This is a genomic window from Agromyces intestinalis (assembly GCF_008365295.1).
GTDB lineage: Bacteria > Actinomycetota > Actinomycetes > Actinomycetales > Microbacteriaceae > Agromyces > Agromyces intestinalis.
Genome location: NZ_CP043505.1, coordinates 2075883 through 2096188, shown reverse-complemented (window position 1 = coordinate 2096188; position 20306 = coordinate 2075883). Strand labels below are relative to the sequence as shown.

Annotated in this window: 14 protein-coding genes; 3 read left to right on the top strand and 11 right to left on the bottom strand. The window is 66.6% G+C overall.

The genetic code is table 11. From position 1 onward, the window contains the following. Nucleotides 1-109: 109 nt before the first annotated feature. Genes FLP10_RS09565 through FLP10_RS09530 form a run of 8 tightly spaced genes read right to left on the bottom strand, consistent with a single transcriptional unit; the run spans nt 110 to nt 12957 of the window. Entirely contained in the window at nt 110-523 is a 414-nt protein-coding gene (locus tag FLP10_RS09565; protein ID WP_149160654.1) for an acyl-CoA thioesterase, read from the bottom strand. Then, nucleotides 520-6159: a type I polyketide synthase gene (locus tag FLP10_RS09560; RefSeq protein ID WP_168209154.1), complete on the bottom strand. Its 5640-nt coding sequence runs from the start codon at nt 6157-6159 to the stop codon at nt 520-522. Before FLP10_RS09560 ends, FLP10_RS09565 begins: the two co-directional genes overlap by 4 nt. Nucleotides 6160-6164: 5 nt before the next feature. After that, the gene (locus tag FLP10_RS09555; protein WP_210418369.1) at nt 6165-7205 is read right to left on the bottom strand and encodes an enediyne biosynthesis protein UnbU; all 1041 of its coding nucleotides are present in this window, start codon (nt 7203-7205) and stop codon (nt 6165-6167) included. After that, complete coding sequence (locus FLP10_RS09550; RefSeq protein WP_149160652.1) at nt 7202-9091, bottom strand: FG-GAP repeat domain-containing protein; 1890 nt, start codon at nt 9089-9091, stop codon at nt 7202-7204. The genes FLP10_RS09555 and FLP10_RS09550 overlap by 4 nt, the downstream gene beginning before the upstream one ends. Continuing rightward, entirely contained in the window at nt 9088-9963 is an 876-nt protein-coding gene (locus FLP10_RS17915; RefSeq protein WP_425457643.1) for a DUF1702 family protein, read from the bottom strand. Before FLP10_RS17915 ends, FLP10_RS09550 begins: the two co-directional genes overlap by 4 nt. A 59-nt stretch (nt 9964-10022) precedes the next feature. Then, nucleotides 10023-11345, bottom strand: coding sequence for an MFS transporter (locus FLP10_RS09540; protein WP_149160650.1), 1323 nt, complete (start codon nt 11343-11345; stop codon nt 10023-10025). Continuing rightward, a complete protein-coding gene (locus tag FLP10_RS09535) occupies nt 11342-11761 on the bottom strand; it encodes an SRPBCC family protein (protein ID WP_168209153.1) in 420 nt (139 codons plus the stop codon). The genes FLP10_RS09540 and FLP10_RS09535 overlap by 4 nt, the downstream gene beginning before the upstream one ends. Beyond that, a complete protein-coding gene (locus FLP10_RS09530; protein WP_168209152.1) occupies nt 11758-12957 on the bottom strand; it encodes an ABC1 kinase family protein in 1200 nt (399 codons plus the stop codon). The genes FLP10_RS09535 and FLP10_RS09530 overlap by 4 nt, the downstream gene beginning before the upstream one ends. Before the next feature lie 209 nt (nt 12958-13166). On the opposite strand from FLP10_RS09530, the gene FLP10_RS09525 reads away from it, so the two are divergent. Beyond that, nucleotides 13167-14363, top strand: a complete 1197-nt coding sequence (locus tag FLP10_RS09525; RefSeq protein ID WP_210418368.1) for a HEAT repeat domain-containing protein — start codon at nt 13167-13169, stop codon at nt 14361-14363. A 215-nt stretch (nt 14364-14578) separates the two neighbouring features. After that, complete coding sequence (locus FLP10_RS09520) at nt 14579-15352, top strand: helix-turn-helix transcriptional regulator (protein WP_149160647.1); 774 nt, start codon at nt 14579-14581, stop codon at nt 15350-15352. Nucleotides 15353-15466: 114 nt separating this feature from the next. On the opposite strand, the gene FLP10_RS09515 is transcribed toward FLP10_RS09520, so the two are convergent. Further along, entirely contained in the window at nt 15467-17119 is a 1653-nt protein-coding gene (locus FLP10_RS09515) for a SulP family inorganic anion transporter (RefSeq protein ID WP_210418367.1), read from the bottom strand. Beyond that, nucleotides 17116-17499 carry an ArsR/SmtB family transcription factor gene (locus FLP10_RS09510; protein ID WP_149162189.1) on the bottom strand — a complete coding sequence of 128 codons (384 nt, stop codon included), beginning with the start codon at nt 17497-17499 and terminating at the stop codon, nt 17116-17118. The genes FLP10_RS09515 and FLP10_RS09510 overlap by 4 nt, the downstream gene beginning before the upstream one ends. Nucleotides 17500-17782: 283 nt before the next feature. Between FLP10_RS09510 and FLP10_RS09505 the strand changes: the two genes are divergently transcribed. Beyond that, the gene (locus FLP10_RS09505; protein WP_246149976.1) at nt 17783-18661 is read left to right on the top strand and encodes a serine protein kinase RIO; all 879 of its coding nucleotides are present in this window, start codon (nt 17783-17785) and stop codon (nt 18659-18661) included. Nucleotides 18662-18695: 34 nt separating this feature from the next. Here FLP10_RS09505 and FLP10_RS09500 read toward each other — a convergent pair whose 3' ends face one another. Continuing rightward, nucleotides 18696-20258 carry a YncE family protein gene (locus FLP10_RS09500; RefSeq protein ID WP_149160644.1) on the bottom strand — a complete coding sequence of 521 codons (1563 nt, stop codon included), beginning with the start codon at nt 20256-20258 and terminating at the stop codon, nt 18696-18698. Nucleotides 20259-20306: the final 48 nt, after the last annotated feature.

Genomic DNA, 20306 nt, shown 5'->3' with positions numbered 1-20306 from the left:
CGCATCGCTCGGTGTCCAGCAGATTCTCCACCCGGGAACCGGAGTGCCCAGCGCGGGTGCGCCTGGAGCAGCAAGCGGGATGAGGACGGCATTGCGTGCTCCTTTGGCATCAGCGGTGAGTGTGGAGCGCAGCTGTCAGGTCGTCGGGGATTGGGACAGGCACAAGGCCTGCGTGCGTGCGCCGGAGGCAGGCGACAGACTGCGAGCCTGTCGCGATCACCTCGTCGTCGCGCCGGTATCGGAATGTCATCGAGATGCGGTTTCGAGAGGTGGCCTGCAGGCTCATCTCGATGGTGATGACGTCGCCGGCGAAGGCCTCCGCGTGGAACTTGAGCGCGCAGTCGAGTGTCACGAGTGCGAGTTGCCCGCTGGAGACGGACTCCACCGTCGCCGGCGCGAAGTCGAACAGGAACTGCTCACGACATATTCCTTGCCACTTCGCGTACTCGGCGAAGTACACGTTGCCAACGAGGTTGGTCTCCGCAAATGTCACCACATGCTCTACGCGGTATGTGGCGCTCATCCTTCCCTCCAAGCGACCGCGACCGCCAGATCGAGGGATGTCCCGTCATGCTGAACCGTCAGCGTGCCCACGATGGCGGCGACTCCATCGCCACGCATCCGTACCAGTCCCTGGTCACGGGCATCGGCTCCCATGCTGGTGTCTGCGTGTCGACCGAGTTTCACGAGAGCTTCGCCCAGTGTCCATGCTTCGAGACCGTCTGGAGCCCGGTCATCCGTTTCCGACGGGATCGAAGCGCGTTGCCAGCGTTCGAGCGCCGGATCGGAGAGCACTGATCGTGGCCCGGTGACGACCTCAGCGTCGATTCCGATGCTCCTCCGACCGTCAACTCCATTGGCGAGGAAGAGGAGCCCCCCTGTGTGCGCGGCACTGGTGACTCCGCCGCTCTCGACGACGGGCCATCCCAGCGCCTGCATCGCGTCGGAGGATGCGGAATCCCCTTCTTGCACGATGATCTCGATCGCAGGGCCGCCGGCGTCGATGATGCACCGCGACAGCCACGGACCGAGGAGTCCGAGCGGAAGGCCTTCGGGCCAAGTCCCGGCGGGAAGATCACCGACGACTCGCAACCTCAGGCCGCGCCATGCGGCGACGATCTCCGTGCTGTCGTCGAGCAGATCCACGTCGAACACGAACTCGTCGGCCGAGTGCGATCGCTCGACGGCCTGCACACGCGAGGGAATCGAATCCGGTCGAGGGATGAAGAGGTAGTCAGCGGCGACCGGAAGGACACGTCGATGCGGCGCGGCGGCCATGAGCATATGCAAAGAGGCGTCGAGCGCTCCAGGATCACCCAACTGCAGGGCGGGAGGTAGGAGCGGGCCGAACCACGGTTCAGCCGTTGGCGTCGACAGTTGGGCGGCGAGCGTGAATGCCGAGAGCCGTCCATACGCCGCAACGCGCTCGAAGCGACGACCGTGGAAGAACAGGGGCCCATACCAAGCGGACGCGTCGACGTCGGTCCCGGTCAAGCGCACGGAATCGAGCTGAGGTATGTTCTCGGGCTGCGGCACGATGGTCATCGTGAATCGGGGGGAGGCGAAGTCATCCTGGTCGTCACGCACGACGGCCCGCCACTCATTCGCGATCGGCTCTGCAGCAACCGACGTCCGCAACACACGCGCGGTACCTTCGGGTACCACGATCGGTCGGTCGAACCTGAGCGATTCGAACGCCCAGGAGCGCTCCTTCCAGCCGGCCACACGGGCAACCTGCGTCACAGCCTCCAAACCCATCACGGCCGGCAACACGTGCATGCCGTCGATCTGGTGATCAGCGAGGGCACGATCGGTGACGATATCGACTCGGGTATCGACCACGGCCACGACGTCTTCGACGACCTCCAGCCGAGCCTCGTCGAAGCGGGAGAAGTCGGCTGATCCATTGCGGGGCAGCTGCAGTCCAGGACCGTCGGGGCAGCGTGCAGTCAACAAGACGGTTCGAGGTGTGTTCGGGGTGACCACGATGCCGCGGAGCAGGCTGGTGGCCTGCTTCGGCAGCAGCGGTTCGACACCCATTGCTCGAAGCGAGTCGAGCACTCCGAGCGATTCACCCATACCGCGTCCTGCCCAGACGGACCATTCGAGATAGTGCGTGCGAACGAGCAGGTGACGCTCGCCCCACGATTCCAAAATGGCGCGCATGGCGTCGTTCGCAGCCGCATACTCGGTCTGACCAGCCAACCCTCGCCGCGCGATGATCGACCCGAACGCGAGGAGCAGATCCAGATCGTTCGCAACGGGATCGAGCGCATCGAGGAGGTTCTCGAGCCCGAGCACCTTCGGCGCCCATGTGCGCTCGAACGACTCCACCGTCACGTCGTTCATTCGCTGCGGCGCATTCACCCCAGCTCCGTGGATGACTGCACGGATGGGGCCGAACGATCTCACATCCTCCACCAAGGCCCGCAGAGCTCTCGCGTCGGTCACGTCGCACGAGCGGTACTCGATGTGCGGTGGCAGTTCGGCTGCAGCGGCGCTGACGTCGGCCGCGTCGCTGGGGCGACGTCCGAGAACCACGACACGGTGGCGTATCGGATCAACGACCGCTTGGGCTACCGATGCCATGAGCCCTGTTACCCCTCCGGTCACCAATACCACTCCGTCGCGCAGGGTCGACGAAGCGTGTCCGTCGTCTAAGGCGAGTGAGCGCGTAACAGGCGACCACCACGAACCGGCGGCGTAGCGGTACTCCTGATAGCCAGGCCGAAGAACGGGCAACGACTTCGGCGGAGTCTGATCCTCGACGACGACCGTGAGCACTGCTCGATCGGGGTACTCCTCGGCGATGCAGCGGGCTAGGCCTGCAGCGCCGGAGGTGCCGTCGTGGACGACGACGACTGGCATCTCCGGTTCGGCGGTGGCCGACTCGAGGAAACGTACGAACTTTCCAGACGGTTGAGCATCGGTCCGGTCGGTATGGAGCTGGAGCACGTCCTCGGGCAAAGCGTCGACCTCGAGCGTCGCAGCCTCCCATCCGTGCTCGAACGCATGCGCCCATGATGGGCCGGGGGCCGCCGTCATCGGCTTCGCCCCTTCGACGTTGCCGATATGAAGGAGCGAGGCTACATCGCGCACGGTGGCCATTGCCGCATCCAACGGTTCCACGAGCGCGGGCCGTCCGTTCTCCTGCAGAACTTCCGTGACCAGTTGGCCCACCCGGAGTGAATTGAGATGCAGATCCCTCAAGAGCGAGCCATCTGGATCGATCGCAGACCTGGGCAGCTCGAGTCGGTCTGCGAGGAACGACGTCACTATGGCGAGAGCGGATTCCAAACTCAGTTCCACCACTGGCTCATCTTCGGCGACTGTGGAAGCCGCAGTATCTGCCGGCGAGACCGCCTGGGGCACGTCAGGGAACGATGCGACCGGCGAGGGCGCGACTGGTGTGCGATGAGATGATGCTCCGGCGCCGCGGTCCGGGCCGGCCGGCTCAGGAACGAGGAGCGATTCCAGCAGACGTGGCATCTCGCCCAGGTCGAGTGCGCGCAAGCCCTCGCCGAGATTGTCGAGCTGAGTGATGTCGATCCGGCCGGCCGCGTAGAGCGCGGCAAGTGCGCCCGATGTGGAGCGAGCGTCACCACCGATGTCGAGCGAGAATACCGCGCCGTGCCCGGCCCTGCCGCGCACCATGTCGCTGAGCAGCGTTCCGCTGCCCACTTCCACGATCACGTCACAGGCGAGGACGGGCTCGCTTGCCGAGTCGAACAAGACGGGACGTGTGAGCTGCTCGACGAGGTTCTGTCGCCAGTCGGCCTCAATCGAGAGGGTCCCGCCGGTGACGGTCGAGCGGATCGAGCGGGTTGGGGTCCGCAGGTCCAGCTTCGCAACGACGGTCGTGAACGGACCGACAACAGGATCCATCGCCGTGCTGTGGAATCCTCGTGAGACTGGGAGCCGTACCGCCCTTCGTCCTTGAGCGCTCACGGCGGTGATCGCTGCGGCGAGATTGGTATCGAAGCCTGCGAGAACGAAGTTTCCACCCCCGTTGCGGCAAGCCAGTTGCAGCCCGCTCGACGACGTCAGTGCCGCCACCGATTCTTCGTCGCCGTCCAGTCCAACCATGCCAGTACCAGAGACGCCTTGCATCTCCATCAGTTCACCGCGCCGCTCGGCGAGTGCGAGCGCATCCGCCGAGTGGAGGGCACCTGCCCAGACATAGGCCGCGATCTCGCCGAGGCTGTGCCCGACAACTTCGTCCGTGTCGTCGGGTTCGAGTTCGAGCTCCTTCAGAAACGCGAGCCCCGCGAGAGAGGAACGCAGGATGGCGGGCTGAGCGGACGCGGTGCCCGGACGATCTCGCGCCGCCGCGTCTGTGAGGGTAGGCGCCAGCGAATCGAATCGAGAGAGATCCCATCGCACCGGCGCAGCCTGACCGGGGAAGAGGAGCCCTACGCGAGCGCCGACACCATGGCCAGCCGATCCAGCGCGGCTGTGGACCATACGATCATCGGTTGCCGTCGCATCGATCAGTGAAGCAAGCCGACGTGCCTCGACAGCCGCCTCGGATTGGCTGGAAGCGTGGATCGCAGCCCGATGCTCCCACCGGCGGCTGTCGCCGAACCGACGATGCAGCGTCGCCACGAGCCGCTCGAACTCGACTTCGCTCAGCGCCTCCGACTGTTCCGCGAACGTGTCGAGATGCCCACGGAGCTGCGCCGATGTCGAGGCCGCGAGCGGCACGAGGACCGGCCAAACCATGCGGCCCGCTCCAGGCCCGGGGAGGCTCACCCCGACGAAACGTCTCGTTGCCGACGGCTCCGTGATGAGAAGGTGCGTGTTCACGCCGCCGAAGCCCATCGCTGAGATCCCCGCGATGCGGCGCGGTGAAGTCCATGCTTCCGGCTCGTCGAGCAGCCGAAGCGAGCTGGAGGCGCCCACGATCTCATGCGGAGTCTCGACACCGGTCGCCGGCGGCCGGATGGCAGCGTTGACGGCCATGGTTGCCTTGATCAGCGAGGCAACGCCCGCGGCTGCCTTGGTATGACCGATGTTCGCCTTTATCGAACCGATCGTCGCTGTCGTCTGACCGCCGCGTCGCACGTCGGCGAGCGAACGCAGTTCAACGGAATCTCCCACCGCGGTGCCTGTGCCGTGGCCCTCAATTATCCCGACTGCGTCCGGTTTGAGGCCAGCGCGATCGAGTGCCCGCTCGATCGCGAGAGACTGGCCAGCGGCTTCGGGCCGGGTGATTCCCCCCGCGCCATCGGAGGAGATGCCCCATCCAACGATGTCGGCATAGCGGCGGACTCCTTGACGCTCAGCGTCTGCTGCTCGCATGAGCACGACCAGCCCGCATCCCTCACCGGGAAGGAATCCGGTAGGGCGAGCGTCGTACACCCGCATCTCGTCGACGGCAAGCGCGCCGAGCCTTGCGAACCCGACGAGCTCAAGCGGATCGAGGCTGACATCGACGCCTCCGGCGATCGCCACATCCAGGTCGCCTGCGACGAGACTGCGGCACGCCTCGACGATCGCGAGGGAGCTGGATGCGCAGGCGCCGTCGATGGTGTAGCCGGCCCCGCGGAAATCGAAATGATTGGCTATGCGGCCCGCGATCGTGTTGCTGAGACTACCGGCGAGTGATTCCACGCCCTGCTCGGGAAGGGGGTTCACGAATGCGTCACGCGTCTTCGTCAGAGCAGAAGTGAGGGCTTCGCCCTGAAGCCCCGTTCCCGACAGGCCCACCCTCACAGCCTGCTCGACCCAGGGCCATCGCAGGCGGAGACCCATCTCGCGCGAACGCTCTCCGGTCAGGGTGTTGCCGACCACGACTCCGACGCGGTCATGCTCCAAGCCGATCCCGTGAGCGAATCCAGCGTCCGACAACGCCCGCGAGGCCACGTCGAGGGCGAGCCAATGCGCGGTGTCGACTGAGCGGTGCGTGGTTCCGTTCACGCCGAATGCTGCGCGGTCGAACGTCCAGCCCTCGATCAGACCCGCACGCTCGACATAGGTGCGGTCGACGTGGTCCGCGCTGCCACCGTAACTGGACAAGTCCAGGCGCGTTCGTGGAATGCTACGGAAAGCGGTGCGCCTCGTGAGCGTGAGCTGGAACAGCTCCTCTGGGGAACGCGCACCCGGATATTCGCAAGCGGCACCGACGATCGAGATCGCATCGGGGTCCGTGGTGGTCATCGACGTCATTGCCCGGATCGCGGGGCAGAAAGCTCGGCCACTGCGAGCGCACCTTGAGCGGAGTTCCTCTCGGCCAAGGGTTGAGGTGAGGTTCCGGGCCCCATCACCAGCCGGCGTGTGCGGGAGCCGAAGGTTGCGAACCGCTCGCGCTGACCCAGAAGCACGATGCCAGCCCCGCGCAGGCCACACGTGATCACCAGCGCAAAGAAGAGACCGAACGAGATGCCGAGGGTGACGAGCACGCCGTAGATCGTCGCGGTGGTGATCCCGAATGCCAGCTGTGCACGGCGCCCAGTCGGCGTCGTTGCAGGGTCGGTGATCATGTAGTTGGTGAACAGGATGAAGGCGACACCGGTCATCGGAGCGAGTGAAGCGACGAGTGATGCGTCAGTCAGAATCGTTCGCAATACGGCCTGAGCGACGAATCCGAGCACCCAGCCCAGTATGAGGGGCCATCGCCCGGTCAGCTTCGTATTCAGCATTGTGCCCAGCACGATGATCGCCATCGGGAGAAGCCAGTCGACGGGGCCCGTGACGTTCGCGGTGAACTGATAGGGAGGCGCGATACCGACCGACGGCAGCAGCAGTAGCACCGCGGCAATCCCGAAATTGGAGGGATTGAGATAGTGCCGCCATTTCCCATTCACCCGAACCTTGAACACGTACTTCGAGCCGATTGCGATCATCGTTGCCAACACGTACGGCATGAGGTTCGCGTTCGCGTAGAGCAGCATGGCGCACGCCAATGCGCTGATCAGCGCCGGCAGGAAGTAGTCGACGACGGCGCGCATGTTTCGTACCGCAAACGCGGGACGACGCCCTTCGGACCGAGCAGCGAGGCTCTCGAGCACCGCGTCGAACACGACAGCGACAACAACACAGATGATCGGGGTGATGGGAGCCTGCTCGAACCCCAAGACGGTATGACCGAGTACCGTGAGGGCGCTGATCGATAGGGCAAACCGACGGAGCGCCTTGATCCGTGGGTCGGCACCGCGGGTCACGGGGTTCTTTTCGTCCGTCTGAGTGAGTTGTTCGCCATTCATGAGATGCTCACCGTTCCGTCGGCGTGAAGGAGGATGTGTGAAACCGGCCCGTTGGGGACGTCGGTCGTCGCGGAATGCGCTCCGTTTGCGTCGCGCCAGCGGATCCGGACGGTGGTGGTGTCGTCGGTGACGGCGATATGAATGGCAGGCGCAGAGACACCCGCGTGGCCGTTGGCTGGGTAGAGCTGTTCGCGCTGGACGGATGCCTCGGCGGCATCGATTCGTACCTCAGCCCCGATGGCGGGCCTCTTCCCGCCGGCGATCCCCTCGATCTCGAGGAAGAGAGACCTCCCGGCACGCTCCACTGGCGAAGCATTGATGGCGATCGAGGACGGCACCCATTGCTTAGCGACGACGGCGTCCATGAGGCCGTCGGCGTTCAGATCACCGGTCGCGATTCCTCGCGACACGGTTTCCGCGTCGAGGCCCGAGGCTGCGCCCACGTCAGAGTACGTCTCACCGTTCCGGACCCAGAGTCGGTCGGGCTCGTGCCCGGATAGGTCAACGTGTTCGTCGACCCTCATCCAAGCCTCGGGGAACTGCAGGAGCGAGTCGTTCGCCATCGCCAACTCCTGAAGCTGGGGCCATCCGTTGCGGTCCCCGGCGACGAATCCCGTAGCCTGCAGGAACTCGTCGATACCGTCGTTGTCGAAGTCGGCGGCCTTCACATCCCACGACCAGCCCGACCGTGAGATTCCCCGCGCCTCGCTCTCATCGTGGTAGACGAACTTCCCCGCGGAGATCTCGGCTGGTTCTCCCGACGGAACGAACAGGAAGTTGGATTCCTGCAGCGCGAACTCGCTCGTGATGTTGCTCACCATGATCGTCGGGAGGGACGACGCTCTCTCGTAGCTGAAGGCGACGCCCATTCCCTTGAACGAGTCGTGGCCCAGTACTTTCGACTTCGGCGTGATCATGTCGCGCTCGCCTTCGATCTGGTCGAAGGCGATTCGCCCAGGCTCGGATCTGTTGACCAGCAGATTGTCCGGGCCGAAGTCGTTCGCAACGTACACCTCGGGAAGGAGGTCGTCCGTGAGGTCCTGTAGACCGAATGCGAGGGTCCACGATGTGGCTGAGTTCTTCGGCAGCGCCGTGCTCTGATCGCTCAGTCGCGGCATCGTGTCGGCGACGCCCGTCGGCTCGGTGAGGAAGACCCGGTTGACGCCACCGTTCTGCGCGAGCGACATCGAGTCCTGCATGACGGTACCTGTGTCGTAGGTCGCAGCGGGGTCGAGCACACGCGCGCCGTCGGGGAAGTAGTTGCCGATGATGAGGTCGAGGTGACCATCGCCGTCGAGATCTCCGACATTGAGAGCGGTGGTATTCCATACCGCTGCCGGAGTAACGAGTTCCTCGGCTCGGAACGAGCGTGATGTCGCTGGGCCGTCGGCCTCATCGGTGCGGAGGAACAAGATCGGAGAGCGCCCCCAGTAGTACGCGACGAGGTCTTGGTCGCCGTCCTCGTCGATGTCTACTGGCACGCAGCCCATCGGCGCCATGGTGTCGTCCATTGGGAGGTCACCGGCACGCAGGGTGAGGGGGCTGTAATCGGCCCGTCCAGGATCGGCGTTCCCGACCGTGATCGAATCATCACGTGGATCTACCAGGCAGTAGTCGGCCGCGTGCCCCGCGCCCGAGAGATCGGCAACGGCGACCGCTGCGCCCACCGCCGAGATCCAGTCGGCGATCCGCGCATACCGTGGCGCGACTGGTCGTTCGTGCGCAGGATCGGCCACATCCGTACGCAGCGCGGTTGTGTCGAACTGGATGTGGGTTGTCGCCTCCGTCGTCGCGAACGGCCCGACGGTGGCGACGATCGCTGCGCCGACGCTCAATGCCGCCGCGAGCGCAGGCACCACGAGCCGCCGATCTCCCCAGATGATCATGCTGCAACCGCCTCTCGTACGCGCCGACGCCACTGTTCGTAGGCAGCGATCGATTCGTCACCGGCAAGGCCCTCCAATGCGTCGTCGGCGATCGCTGTCGCTTGACGAGGCGAGAGCCCGAGAACGTTCGAAGCCATAGTTGGAGCGACTCCCTCCGAATGCCCAGACGTGTGATGAGCGACGACGCCGAAGAGCAACCCCTGCCGGAACGCGTTCTCACTGCGCCCGGAGAGTTCGGCCAAGTGACGAACTCGTGAGGCATCGGGGTCTGGTGCACCGGCGTATGCTGCGGCAAGTCCGACCCCTGCCCACAACTCCTCAGTGTCGACGGCGCTCGCGCTTGAGATGAGGTCCGCGATGCGCCCGGGGTCGGCGCAGTTTGCGAACCAGAGCGAGCGCCCGACTCCCGCGACCATGGCCGTTCGCCGAGCTCCGCGGGCGCGCTCGACGATGCGCAGCGCTCGCTTCGTCCCGCAGAAGAAGCCGAGCCCGAATCCGGCCCCGTCGAGTCCCAGCCATTTCAGCACCGGGGTCGGTGCGAGCGGAACGAGAGCGGCAGTGCGCAACGGGGTACTTCCCCACCCCCATCCGACGTGGATCAAATGGGGATACCGCGCTCCGCCGTAGGAGAGGAGATGGGTCGCGGTTGCGGCCCTCCCGCGTACGGTTCCCAGAAGGCCCCCGTACATCCCCGCGCCTTCATATGCGAAGCCTCGGAGTTCATCCGGCAGTCCAGCCAGGGCTTCATGCACGCCTGCCCAATCATTCGCGGCGAGATTGAAGCCTGTGATGAACGCATGGGCACGCTCCTCGAGGTGCTCCCGGGCACGGGCATCGTGCGTCAGGAATCCGCGTGTCCGGAAGTCCACCATTTCTGGTCCGAGTTGTGGTCTCATCTCATTCCTTGCTTCTCGCGCTCTCAGGGGTTCGGTCACTGGTCCCCGACCGCCGCAGCAGACTTGGTCGCCGACACGGAGCTTGGCACCGAGTCGGAACTCGAAACCCGGGTGGTCGAGGGCTTTGCGCGTCTGCGCCAGGGTTGGAAGAACAGCACCGCTGCGATGGCGCAGCAGCCCATCGCGACCAGCCCCCCGGCTCGGAGCGGTACCTCCGTGCCGAACGCAAGGAGCAGCCCACCGCCGATCATGCCGACCAGCTGCCCGGTCGATTCGCCTACGCCAATCAACCCGAACACCTTCGCGGCGCCCTCCCGCTCGCTGGCGTCCGAGGCCATGGCGTCGAGCGCCGGTTCAGACAACGCGCCCGCGATCGCCTCGATGACCTCGCCCATCAGGAGCAGCGGAAGCCACGTCAGTTCCGGATAGATCAGTGCGGTGCTTGCCGACACGAAGGTTCCGAGGAGCGCCATGGTCTTCCTGTTGACGCGGTCGGAGAGGCTTCCCGCAAGTGGCGCGAGGAAGAGGTATGGCAGCGCGAAGATGCTCCATGCCAACCCGATGACTTCTGGCCCCGCGCCACGCTCAGACAAGAACAGGGACCACGCCGAGTGGAACATGCCGATCAGCAGCGCGGCGGCGAATACTTCGATGAGGATGCCCGTGAGCAGGAGGCTGGGTCGGCGGCGAGTGCCATCGTGGGCAGAGGCATCCGGACCGTCGGATTCGGGCTCGTCTTCCACGAGCGCGACGCCGCGGAGCGTGGTTCGTGTGATCGGGACGGCGATGCCGATGGCCACAGCCGAAACGACGGCGCAGAGGAGGAAGATCGTCCGAGCATCGCTCAACGCGACGATCACACCCGCCGCGGCGGGACCGATCATGATGCCCATGATGCCTGCTCCGCCGAGCACCCCGAACGCCTTTCCCCGCGCGCCCGATGGCACGCACTGGGTGACGCACACACGTGAGCTCTGCGACACGAGTGCCTTGCCGAAACCTGCAACGAGTCGCGTCGCGCAGAACAGCAGGAAGGAATGCGAGAGGGCGAACCCAAGCGCAGCAATGGCTTCGACGGCAAGTGTGAATGCCACAACCCAATGCAGCCGAACGCGAGTCGCGAGCCACACCGCAGGCACCTGGCCGAGGAGTTGCCCGATAGCGAGGCAGGCGATGACGATACCGATCTCCGCACCGGTTGCCCCGTCCGCGTCGAGCACGAGCGGAATGAACGGAGCGGTTCCGTAGGAGACGGCAGTCACCAGCAGGTTCACGCCAACCATCGCCCAGAAGCGACGCGCCTGGCCCGCGTGCACCTCCACTCGCCAGAGGGAGAGGAATCGTGTGACGATATTCACCAGTACGTCACCCCGTGCTCGACCCAGAACTTCATAAGGGTCAGCGCCTCCCCCCAGCCGACGGCGCAGGAAACGAACCGCTCCGCTTCCTCGGCTGGAATGCCGCGCTCGGTGAGTTCGACGAGCGTGCCGTCATCCCGGGAGGAGAGAGTGACTGTGACGACGGACTCCGGCTGCCCCCACGTGAATTCGAATCGGAACGGCGGAGCGTACGCGAGGACGCGCCCTCGGTCTTCCATATGCTCCCGGTCGGGGCCGACGTCGGTCCACACCAGGTGGACGATGCCGTCGACTCGCGGTTCGATCGTCGTCCCGTTGGTGAACCACTTGTCCCACCCCTCGGAACTCGCGATCGCGGTGAAGACGTCATCGATCGGTGCTTTGACCAGCGTCGATGCCTCGATATCGCGACTCACAGCGTTCCTCCGCCAGTTCCGGACAGAGACATCGCGCGGTTGACAGCACGGAAGACGATCGGACGTGCAATCGCTTGGAAGTCGATGCCTGGATCGAGACTGCGCACCGTCCCGTCGACCATCAGCAGAGCGAGCAGTGGGAACACGAAATCCGATGAGGCGAAGACGCCGAAGTCCCGCTGCGCTGCGAACAGACGTCGAGCGAAATCCACAAAGTTGAACTCGTCGGCCGGTTTACCTCCGTACATGTCGACGAGGTTGTCGATTGCGTTCCGGAATCCAGTCAGGTCAGCCGTGTTGCGAACGCCAGCGCATGACGTGAGGATCGCATCCGCGCAGCCCGTCCCGTTGCGGAATCCAAGGTTGAGGAAGAAGCGGGCAAGAGCGATCCGGACCTCGTCGGGGATGACATGCACGAAGCCTGCGTCGAGGAGTGCGACACCTCCGCCGGTACGCCGCACCAGATTTCCGGGATGCATATCGCAATGGACGACGCCGGTCGTGAAGAGCATCTCGAAGACGATGGTCATGATGTCTCGAGCAGTGACTCGGTTTCTCCCCGCGTCCGGATCTCGCCAGTCCGACGGCGCCAGATCCTCGACATAGTCCATGACGATCGCCGACGACGAACAGAGATCGGGATGGGGATGGGGCACGGTCACCATCTCGAGATGCGCGCTTCGTTCGGCGAGCCCGGCCAAGGATTGGCGCTCGGTCACGAAATCGAGCTGGGTCACCACGGCCCGGCTGACCGCGAGCACCATCTCTTGCACGGGGACGTCGCGCAGGCCGGGCGATTTCGCAACGACGGAGGCGACGCGGCCGATCGTGCGAACGTCGCGCTGGACACGCGAAGCGATTCGCGGGCGCGCGAGCTTGACCGCGACGGGTCGCCCGTCCAAGCGTTCCGCCCGGTACACGCATGCGATGCTGCCGGCACCGACAGCAACCGGGTCGATGCTCTTGAAGGAAGTCCGGCCGCCGGGAACGCTCCGCGCCAGCGCATGGTCGAACTCGGTCCTGCTCATCGGTACAGCACGGTCCTGAAGCGGGACCAGCGCCTCACGGAGGAATTGGGGGAGCATGTCCTCGCGCGTGGAGGCGATCTGCGCGAACTTCATGTAACCAGGTCCGAAGGACTGCACCAGGCGAGCAATCGGAGCTCCGCGCTGAGTGATCGCAACGTCACGTGTCATCGCTGTCTCCTCTACTACACCAAGTGCCCGAGTCCGACGGTAGGGAACTCGATCCTGACGCGGATCCCGCGTGTGGAGGAAGTAGGAACAGCCCATACCGCAATCTGCGATAAGGCGCACGGAGTCCGATGGTTCCATACTCAGATCGCGGCAATTCACTACGGTTTCGTGTAGTGATCACCGCATCAACCGTCAGAAAGGTGATCCACATGGCTCTCTCGCACGACCACATGCTCAGCGCGACCGGGATCGACCCGTTCGCCGGACCGCCGGCGTCGCGATTCCACGACCCGGCTGAGCACCTGGACTTTGCCCGGCCCCTGACCGACCGATTCCTTCCGTACGACACCCGCTCCGACCGCCAGCTCCTGGCCGCCGCTCGTGAGGACGACAGCCCGCTCGAGCGCGAGCGCGCGCTGTGGGAGTTCGCCGACCGCACCGGCCCCGACGCGCTCGGGCTGGTCGACGAGATCATCCGGGAGGAGACCTCACGGGATGTCCGCCAGGGGGCACTCTGGCTCGCCCTCAAGCTCGCCGGCACGGCGAGTGCCGAGACCCTCGCCAACTACACCGACGACGTTGACCCGGAGGTCGCCGACTGGGCGCGAGTCCTGCTCGGAGACGTGAGCGGTGAAGCCGTTTCGCGCGTGTACACGACAGCACTCGTCGAAGAGACCGGGTACTTCGACCAGACCGTTCCGCTCGTCATCAGCGGAAACATCATCGTCCAGCTGCCGGGCGTCGGCGCGGCGCGTGCGGTGCTCTCGCCGTTGTGGTTCGACTCCATCCTCGGGCGAGTACTCGCGTGCACCAACACGGACACGATCCGTACGGATCTGACCGTGGAGAAGGAGCTCGACGCGTTCCACGAGGACGGCAGCGCCCACTACGAGATCTTCCCCTTCCGCGGCCACAGCGTCGAGTACGAGGGAAAGCTCCTCGAGCACAACTACATGTCCGACACCATTCGGCCGTACTACCCGAGCGGCCTCGTCGAGGTGGGCGAGGCGATCGACAGCCCGGTCTCACTGCTGCGCATCGCACTCACCCACCTGGCGGACCAGGACGAGTACGAGATCATCGGCGACGGGCCCCGAGCCGACCGCGTGCGTGCGGCCGAATTCCCGTTCGTCAAGAGCGTTCGTGGCCGCTTCTACGGCTTCGCGGCCACGAACCTCGAGGCGGCGATGGAAGCCGGCATCGTCCAAGCGGGCCACGTGCAGCTCGCGAACCCCTCGGACCCAGTCGCCGGTCCCGCGACGAACACGAAGATGTACGGCACGTTCCGCGGCAAGGCCGGCGACTACACCTCCGCGGACGCCTTCACGCTCAACGCCATCAAGTGCCACGGTCGTCCCGACGGATCGATCGATACCGTCACCGGCGGCGCTGAGCTCGGACGCTGACCGCAGGTCGGTTGAATCGGCGCCCGCACCTTCTGGTGTGGGCGCCGATTCTCGTTAAATCCCGTTCTTACAGGATTGCTAACCTGAGCGCACATCTAGCGAGGGGTGACCGTGTGAGGCAGCGCGAAGTCTCATCATCGTCGGAGCAATCAGCAACAGAGCGACCGCGTTGGGACGAGCCCCGATGGGCAGGAGTCGCGGCAGCGATCGAATCCATGCGCAACGACCTCGCGGCACCTCATCCGTTGCGAGAGACCGCAGAACAGCATTTCTACAGCAGCTACCATTTCCATCGCCTGTTCCGTCAGGCAACGGGCGTCCCGCTGGCGCAGTTCCTCGGTGCGCTCCGGATGCAGCGCGCGAAGGAACTCCTCGCGTTCACCGGCACCCCAGCATGGGAGATTGCGTCGATCGTCGGATACCAAAGCGTCGGAACATTCAGTACCCAATTCTCGAGACTGACGGGCATCTCACCTGCACGATTCCGAGAGGTCGCTCGATGGATCGGGGATATGACAGTTCAGGATGTGCTCGCGATCCTGCCCCACGTGAGCACACCCCAGATCCAGATCCGCGCGCACCACCCGCCGGACACCGTCGATCGCGCATACTTCTTCGGCATGTTCGCCGAGGCGATCCCAAGGGGCATCCCCTCGGTCTTCGCGTTCATAGACCCCGAAGGCCGCACGCGTCTCGAGGGCGGCACGATCGATCGACCCTACGTCGGTCTCGGTATGGCGGTTCCGATCAGTGCGCGCCTGATCGAAATCACTACGTACCATGAGGACATCCTCGTCGCGGGGCGGACAGTCGAGCCCGGAAATGAGACCGGGCCGCTCGATTTCACTTTCCGCCCCGCCGATCTGGGAGATCCGCCGCTCCTCTCCGCGGTACCGCTGACCTACTTGGCAAGCGTTGTGCCGACCGAGTTGGAACGGGCGGGGACACCTGCTGATACGGCGTGGTCTCGCGCTCAACCACCACTCTGAACGGGTGCCGGCCTCGGATACTAGTAGCCCGGCCCGGAGATCCCCTGCCGTGAGCGCCCTCATTTTCGAACGGGCAACCGGACTCGATACCCTGACGACGGGCCTGCGACGCGCCTACGCGCCGTGAGCCTCGGCCGCGCGGCGCACGTGGCTGCGGGCGTGCTCGACTGCGGGCGGCAACTCGTCGAACAGGTGCTTCTGGTGGCGCAGCGACCGCACCACGCCGACGCGTTCGGCGAGGCGCAGGTGGTGGCTGCGGATGCCCTTCACGAGCACGGTCACGCCGCGGCGTTCGAGTTGGGTGATGAGCTCGGTGATGACCTGGGCACCGGTGGCGTCGAGGATCTGCAGCTGCGACATCCGGATGATGACGACCTCGATGTCGCGGATGTCGCCCACCCGCTCGAGCACCCGCTCGGCCGCGCCGAAGAACAGCGCACCCTCGAGCCGGAACAGCGCGATGCGCTCATCGCCCGGCTCGGCCGGGCCGGGCAGTTCCTCGCGGTGCACCCCCGCAGAGTTCGCGAGCGCACGCAGCGCGAAGAACGCTGCTGCGGCGACCCCGATGAGCACCGCGTAGATCAGGTCGAAGCTCACGGTGATGACGGCGGTCACGACGAACACGATCGCATCCGAGCGCGTCGAGCCGACGACGCTGCGCACGGTCGCGATCGAGATCATGCGGGTCGCGGTCACCATGAGCACGCCGGCGAGCGCGGCGAGCGGGATGCTTCCGACGATGGATGCCCCGAACGAGACGACCCCGAGCAGCAGCACCGCGTGCACGACGGCCGCGAGTCGGGTGCGGGCGCCCGCCCTGACGTTGACCGCGGTTCGGGCGATCGCGCCGGTCGCCGGCATGCCGCCGAACAGTCCGGCCGCGATCGACGCGAGACCCTGGCCGACGAGTTCGCGGTCGGCGTCGTACGGCCCGGTATCGGAGATGGATGCCGCGACTCGCGCCGACAGCAGCGACTCGATCGCGGCGAGCGCGGCGACGGCGAAGATGGGGCCCGCGAGGCCGGCGAGCTGATCCCACGTGAACGTCGGCAGGGTCGGGGCGGGCAGCCCCGGCGGCAGCTCGCCGATCGTGTCGACGGGGAGGTGCGCGATGGCCGCGACCACAGTGACGAGGACGATCGCGACGATCGAACCGGGGAACCGAGGGTGGATCCACCGCGGCCCGAGCAACATGACGGCCGCCACGACGCCGACGATCCCGAGAGTCCAGCCGACCTCGGGCCAGGCGGCGGTCGGCAGCGACTCGACGCCCGCCACGAGGGCATTGGGGCTGGGCCCGGCCGTGGTGCCGAGCGCCGCGGGCACCTGCTGCAGGAAGATGATGACCGCGATGCCGAGGGTGAAGCCCTCGATCACCGGCCAGGGGATGTAGGACACGGCGCGGCCCAGCCGCAGCGCCCCGGCGGCGGCCACGACGAGGCCCGCGAGCACGCACACCACGGCGAGCACGCCGACACCGTGCGCCGCGATGATGGGCGCGAGGACGACGACCATCGCGCCGGTCGGTCCCGACACCTGCACGTTCGACCCGCCGAACACGGCGGCGACGAACCCGGCGACGATCGCGGTGACGAGCCCGGCTTCGGCGCCGGCGCCCGAGGTCACGCCGAACGCGAGTGCGAGCGGCAGCGCGACGATGCCGACCGTCACCCCGGCGAGCAGGTCGACGCGCCAGGTGCGCCCGAGCCCGCGATAGTCGGCGGCCGACGGCAGCAGGCCGCGCAGGCGTGCCGCGGTGCCGCTCATCCGCGCGCCTCGGCCCATGTGTCGGCCCGCGGGATTTCGGGCAGTTCGCGCTGCGCGACGAGTTGCTGCTCGGTGGTGCCGAGGATCTCGCCGAGCAGCACCCGGGCGACGCGCAGCAGGTCGGCGACCTCGGCGTAGGCGAGTCGGTAGTACACGAGGCTGCCGCGCCGTTCGGACTCGACGAGCCGGTTGCGTCGCAGCACGGCGAGGTGCTGCGACAGGTGGGATGCCTCGAGCGAGGTCTGCTCGAGCAGGGAGGCGACGGGCACTTCGGCGGCCGACGAGAGCACCTCGAGGATGCGGATGCGGATGGGGTGCGCGAGCCCCTTGAACAGCCCGGCTTTCACCTCGTACAGCGGGCGGGTGGGGTCGACGATCATGGCGGCTCCCGGATTCACGGTTTGAGAGAACCATCAAATCACATGCTGATCACGCCGGGTCGCGACTCTGGACACGCACACCACGGGCGCGTAGGCTCGCCGGCGGGCCTCAGCACGAGGCATCCGAGACATCCGGTGGAATCCCACCCGATCTCAGCCAGATCAGCGGAAGGAGCGAACGATGAACGCCGTCACTGTCGAGCGCATCGCAGACATCCTTCCTTCCGAGGCCACCGCCTAACCGCACTTCGCACCCGGTGGCCTCCTGATCCGGAGATCCACCGTGACATCCTCCAGTTCCACCGCGTCCTTCGACGCCGCGTCCTTCGACGCGTCCGCCCTCGCCTTCTCGCAGGTCGAGCCCGACGAGCACCAGCGCTGGTCGACCTGGCCCGCGACCACCCCGTCCGAGCGCGGCCCGCTGCCGCGCCCCGACTGGGTCGTGACCTCGGCCGCAGCCATCGACACCGAACTCGGCGTCGTGAAGAGCGGCAAGGAGGCCGACCTCTTCCTCATCGAGCGCGCCGTGCCCGGCGTCGAGCCCGGCGCGCCCGGCTCGACGGGGCAGTCGACGCTGCTCGCCGCCAAGCGCTATCGCGGCGCCGAGCACTCCGACTTCCACCGCTCGACCGTCTACACCGAGGGTCGCGGCACCCGCCGCAGCCGCGACGCTCGCGCGGTGAAAACGGGAACCACCTTCGGCCGCGAGGTCGCCCGCGTGCAGTGGGCGATGGCCGAATTCGCGGCACTCCGCCGGCTCACCGAGCTCGGCGCCTCGGTGCCGTACCCGGTGCAGGTGCACGAGACCGAGGTGCTCATGGAATTCATCGGCGACGGGCGGGTCGCGGCACCCCGGCTCGCCCAGGTGCGCGCGTCACACGACGAGCTGCGCGACCTCTTCCAGCAGGTGGTCCAGTTCATGCGGACCCTCGCCCGGGCAGGCCTCACCCACGGCGACCTCTCGCCGTACAACCTGCTCGTGCACCGGGGCCGTGTCGTGGCGATCGACCTGCCGCAGGTCGTCGACGTGGTCGCGAACCCCGCCGGATTCGACCTCATGCACCGCGACTGCGTGAACCTGTGCACATGGTTCACCCGGCAGCGGCTCGAATGCGACGCCGAGCAGCTGTTCGGCGAACTCGTCGCCGAGGTCGGGTGGTGAGCCGCGCCGCGCCCGTCATGGCGTGAGCGGCGGGTCAGGCCTGGCGGCGGCGAGCCGCACCCAGCGCGAGCAACGCCCCGATCAGCAGCAGAACTCCCGCCGCCGTCCAGGCGCCGGGCGCGGGCGCGTCGACACCCGACTCGGCCAGGCACGGCGGCCGGGTCGTGTCGGGGGTCGGCGCCGGGCAGGGCGTCGGCGCCGGCGCCGTCGTCGTCGGCACCGGTGTCGTCGGCACGGGCGTGGTCGGGACCGGCGTGGTCGGCACCGGCGTCGTCGGCGGGATCGGCGTCGGGATGACCGTGAGCAGCATGGCCTCGCTCAGCACCGGGTCGAAGAACGCGCTGGTCGCCACCACCCGGTAGAGGTTGCCCGAGTTCGCCAACTCACCCGGAACCGTGATCGACTCGCCGGTCGCATCGGCGAGGTCCGTCCACGTGGTTCCGTCGTCGGTGCTGACCTGCCACTGCAGCTCCTGCCAGAAGTCGTCGAAGACCACCGAGAACTCGGCGTCATCGCCCTCGTCGACCGTCTGGTCGGCGCCGGCGTTCGCCGTCGGCCGCGTGAAGACGAGCAGCTGGTCGGAGCCGCCGCTCGTCGCGTACAGCCGCTCGGGTGCGCCGGTGTCGTCGCCGACGACACTGACCGACTCCACGTTCGAGCCGATCGGCACGAGCTGACCGACGGGGTCGCCGGTCGTGTAGTCGGTCGCGAGGATTCCGCCGGTGAGGCAGGCGAGGTACGCCCGCGACCCGTTCGGGCTCGCGTCGCCGAGCCGCGGTCCACAGGGAACGGGGGTCGTGGTGACCGGACCGTCGGGCGGGTCGAAGCCCGACACCGAGGTCGGCGACCCCGAGTTCGAGTTGACGACGCGGCCCGCAGCGCCGACGTAGGTGATTCCCCAGGGAAAGTCGCCGGTCTGCGTGAAGACGCCCGCCGACAGGGTGCCGTCCGCTGCGACGTCGACGGCCTGCACGCCGCCGCCGGTACCGAGCGGCGCATGCTGGGTGAAGTACGCGGTGGCACCGTCGGTCGTCACGGTCACGCCTCGGGATCCCTGCGGCAGCGAGATGGTGCGGGGGTCGGCGCTCAGGTCGTCGGTGCGGAACTGGTACTGCGGATTGAAGAGGGTGGCAGCGTAGATGTACGCCCCAGTCGGGTCCTCGGTGAGGTCGACGAATCCACCGATGCCCGTGCGCACGATCGGGGTCGGTGTCGCGCCGGCGATGAGCTCGGCGGCGGAGAGCACCCAGATCTCGGCGGGAGTGTAGAACGACACCCACACCTGCGTGCCGTCAGGAGAGACCTGCACCGCGGTCGGATTGAACGATGCCGCCGCCCCGAAGGTGATGAGGTTCACCTCGCTGAAGTCCGACGTGTCGTAGACCCGGAGATCGGACGTACTGCCGTCGCCCCGCGAGATCACGAACACGTACGAGTCGTCGGGCATCGAATCGACGTCGATCGGGTACCGGCCCGCCGGGACGGCGAGGTAGGTCTCGGCGGGATCCGCCTGCGCCGGAGCGACAGCAGCCGTCACGACGAGCGCAGCGGCAACCGCGGCGATACCGAGGAACCGAATCCGGCGACGACGTGACATCCAAACCCCCTGTCCGAACGACCGATCGAGGCCGCTCTCAAAGTCTTC

Bases quoted from the DNA above. Each gene is read 5' to 3' on its own strand.
- FLP10_RS09520 (WP_149160647.1), top strand. From the start codon at position 14,579: ATGCGCAACGACCTCGCGGCACCTCATCCGTTGCGAGAGACCGCAGAA.
- FLP10_RS09525 (WP_210418368.1), top strand. From the start codon at position 13,167: ATGGCTCTCTCGCACGACCACATGCTCAGCGCGACCGGGATCGACCCG.
- FLP10_RS09500 (WP_149160644.1), bottom strand. From the start codon at position 20,258: ATGTCACGTCGTCGCCGGATTCGGTTCCTCGGTATCGCCGCGGTTGCC.
- FLP10_RS09530 (WP_168209152.1), bottom strand. From the start codon at position 12,957: ATGACACGTGACGTTGCGATCACTCAGCGCGGAGCTCCGATTGCTCGC.
- FLP10_RS17915 (WP_425457643.1), bottom strand. From the start codon at position 9,963: ATGGTGGACTTCCGGACACGCGGATTCCTGACGCACGATGCCCGTGCC.
- FLP10_RS09555 (WP_210418369.1), bottom strand. From the start codon at position 7,205: ATGAATGGCGAACAACTCACTCAGACGGACGAAAAGAACCCCGTGACC.
- FLP10_RS09550 (WP_149160652.1), bottom strand. From the start codon at position 9,091: ATGATCATCTGGGGAGATCGGCGGCTCGTGGTGCCTGCGCTCGCGGCG.
- FLP10_RS09510 (WP_149162189.1), bottom strand. From the start codon at position 17,499: ATGATCGTCGACCCCACCCGCCCGCTGTACGAGGTGAAAGCCGGGCTG.
- FLP10_RS09565 (WP_149160654.1), bottom strand. From the start codon at position 523: ATGAGCGCCACATACCGCGTAGAGCATGTGGTGACATTTGCGGAGACC.
- FLP10_RS09515 (WP_210418367.1), bottom strand. From the start codon at position 17,119: ATGAGCGGCACCGCGGCACGCCTGCGCGGCCTGCTGCCGTCGGCCGCC.
- FLP10_RS09560 (WP_168209154.1), bottom strand. From the start codon at position 6,159: ATGACCACCACGGACCCCGATGCGATCTCGATCGTCGGTGCCGCTTGC.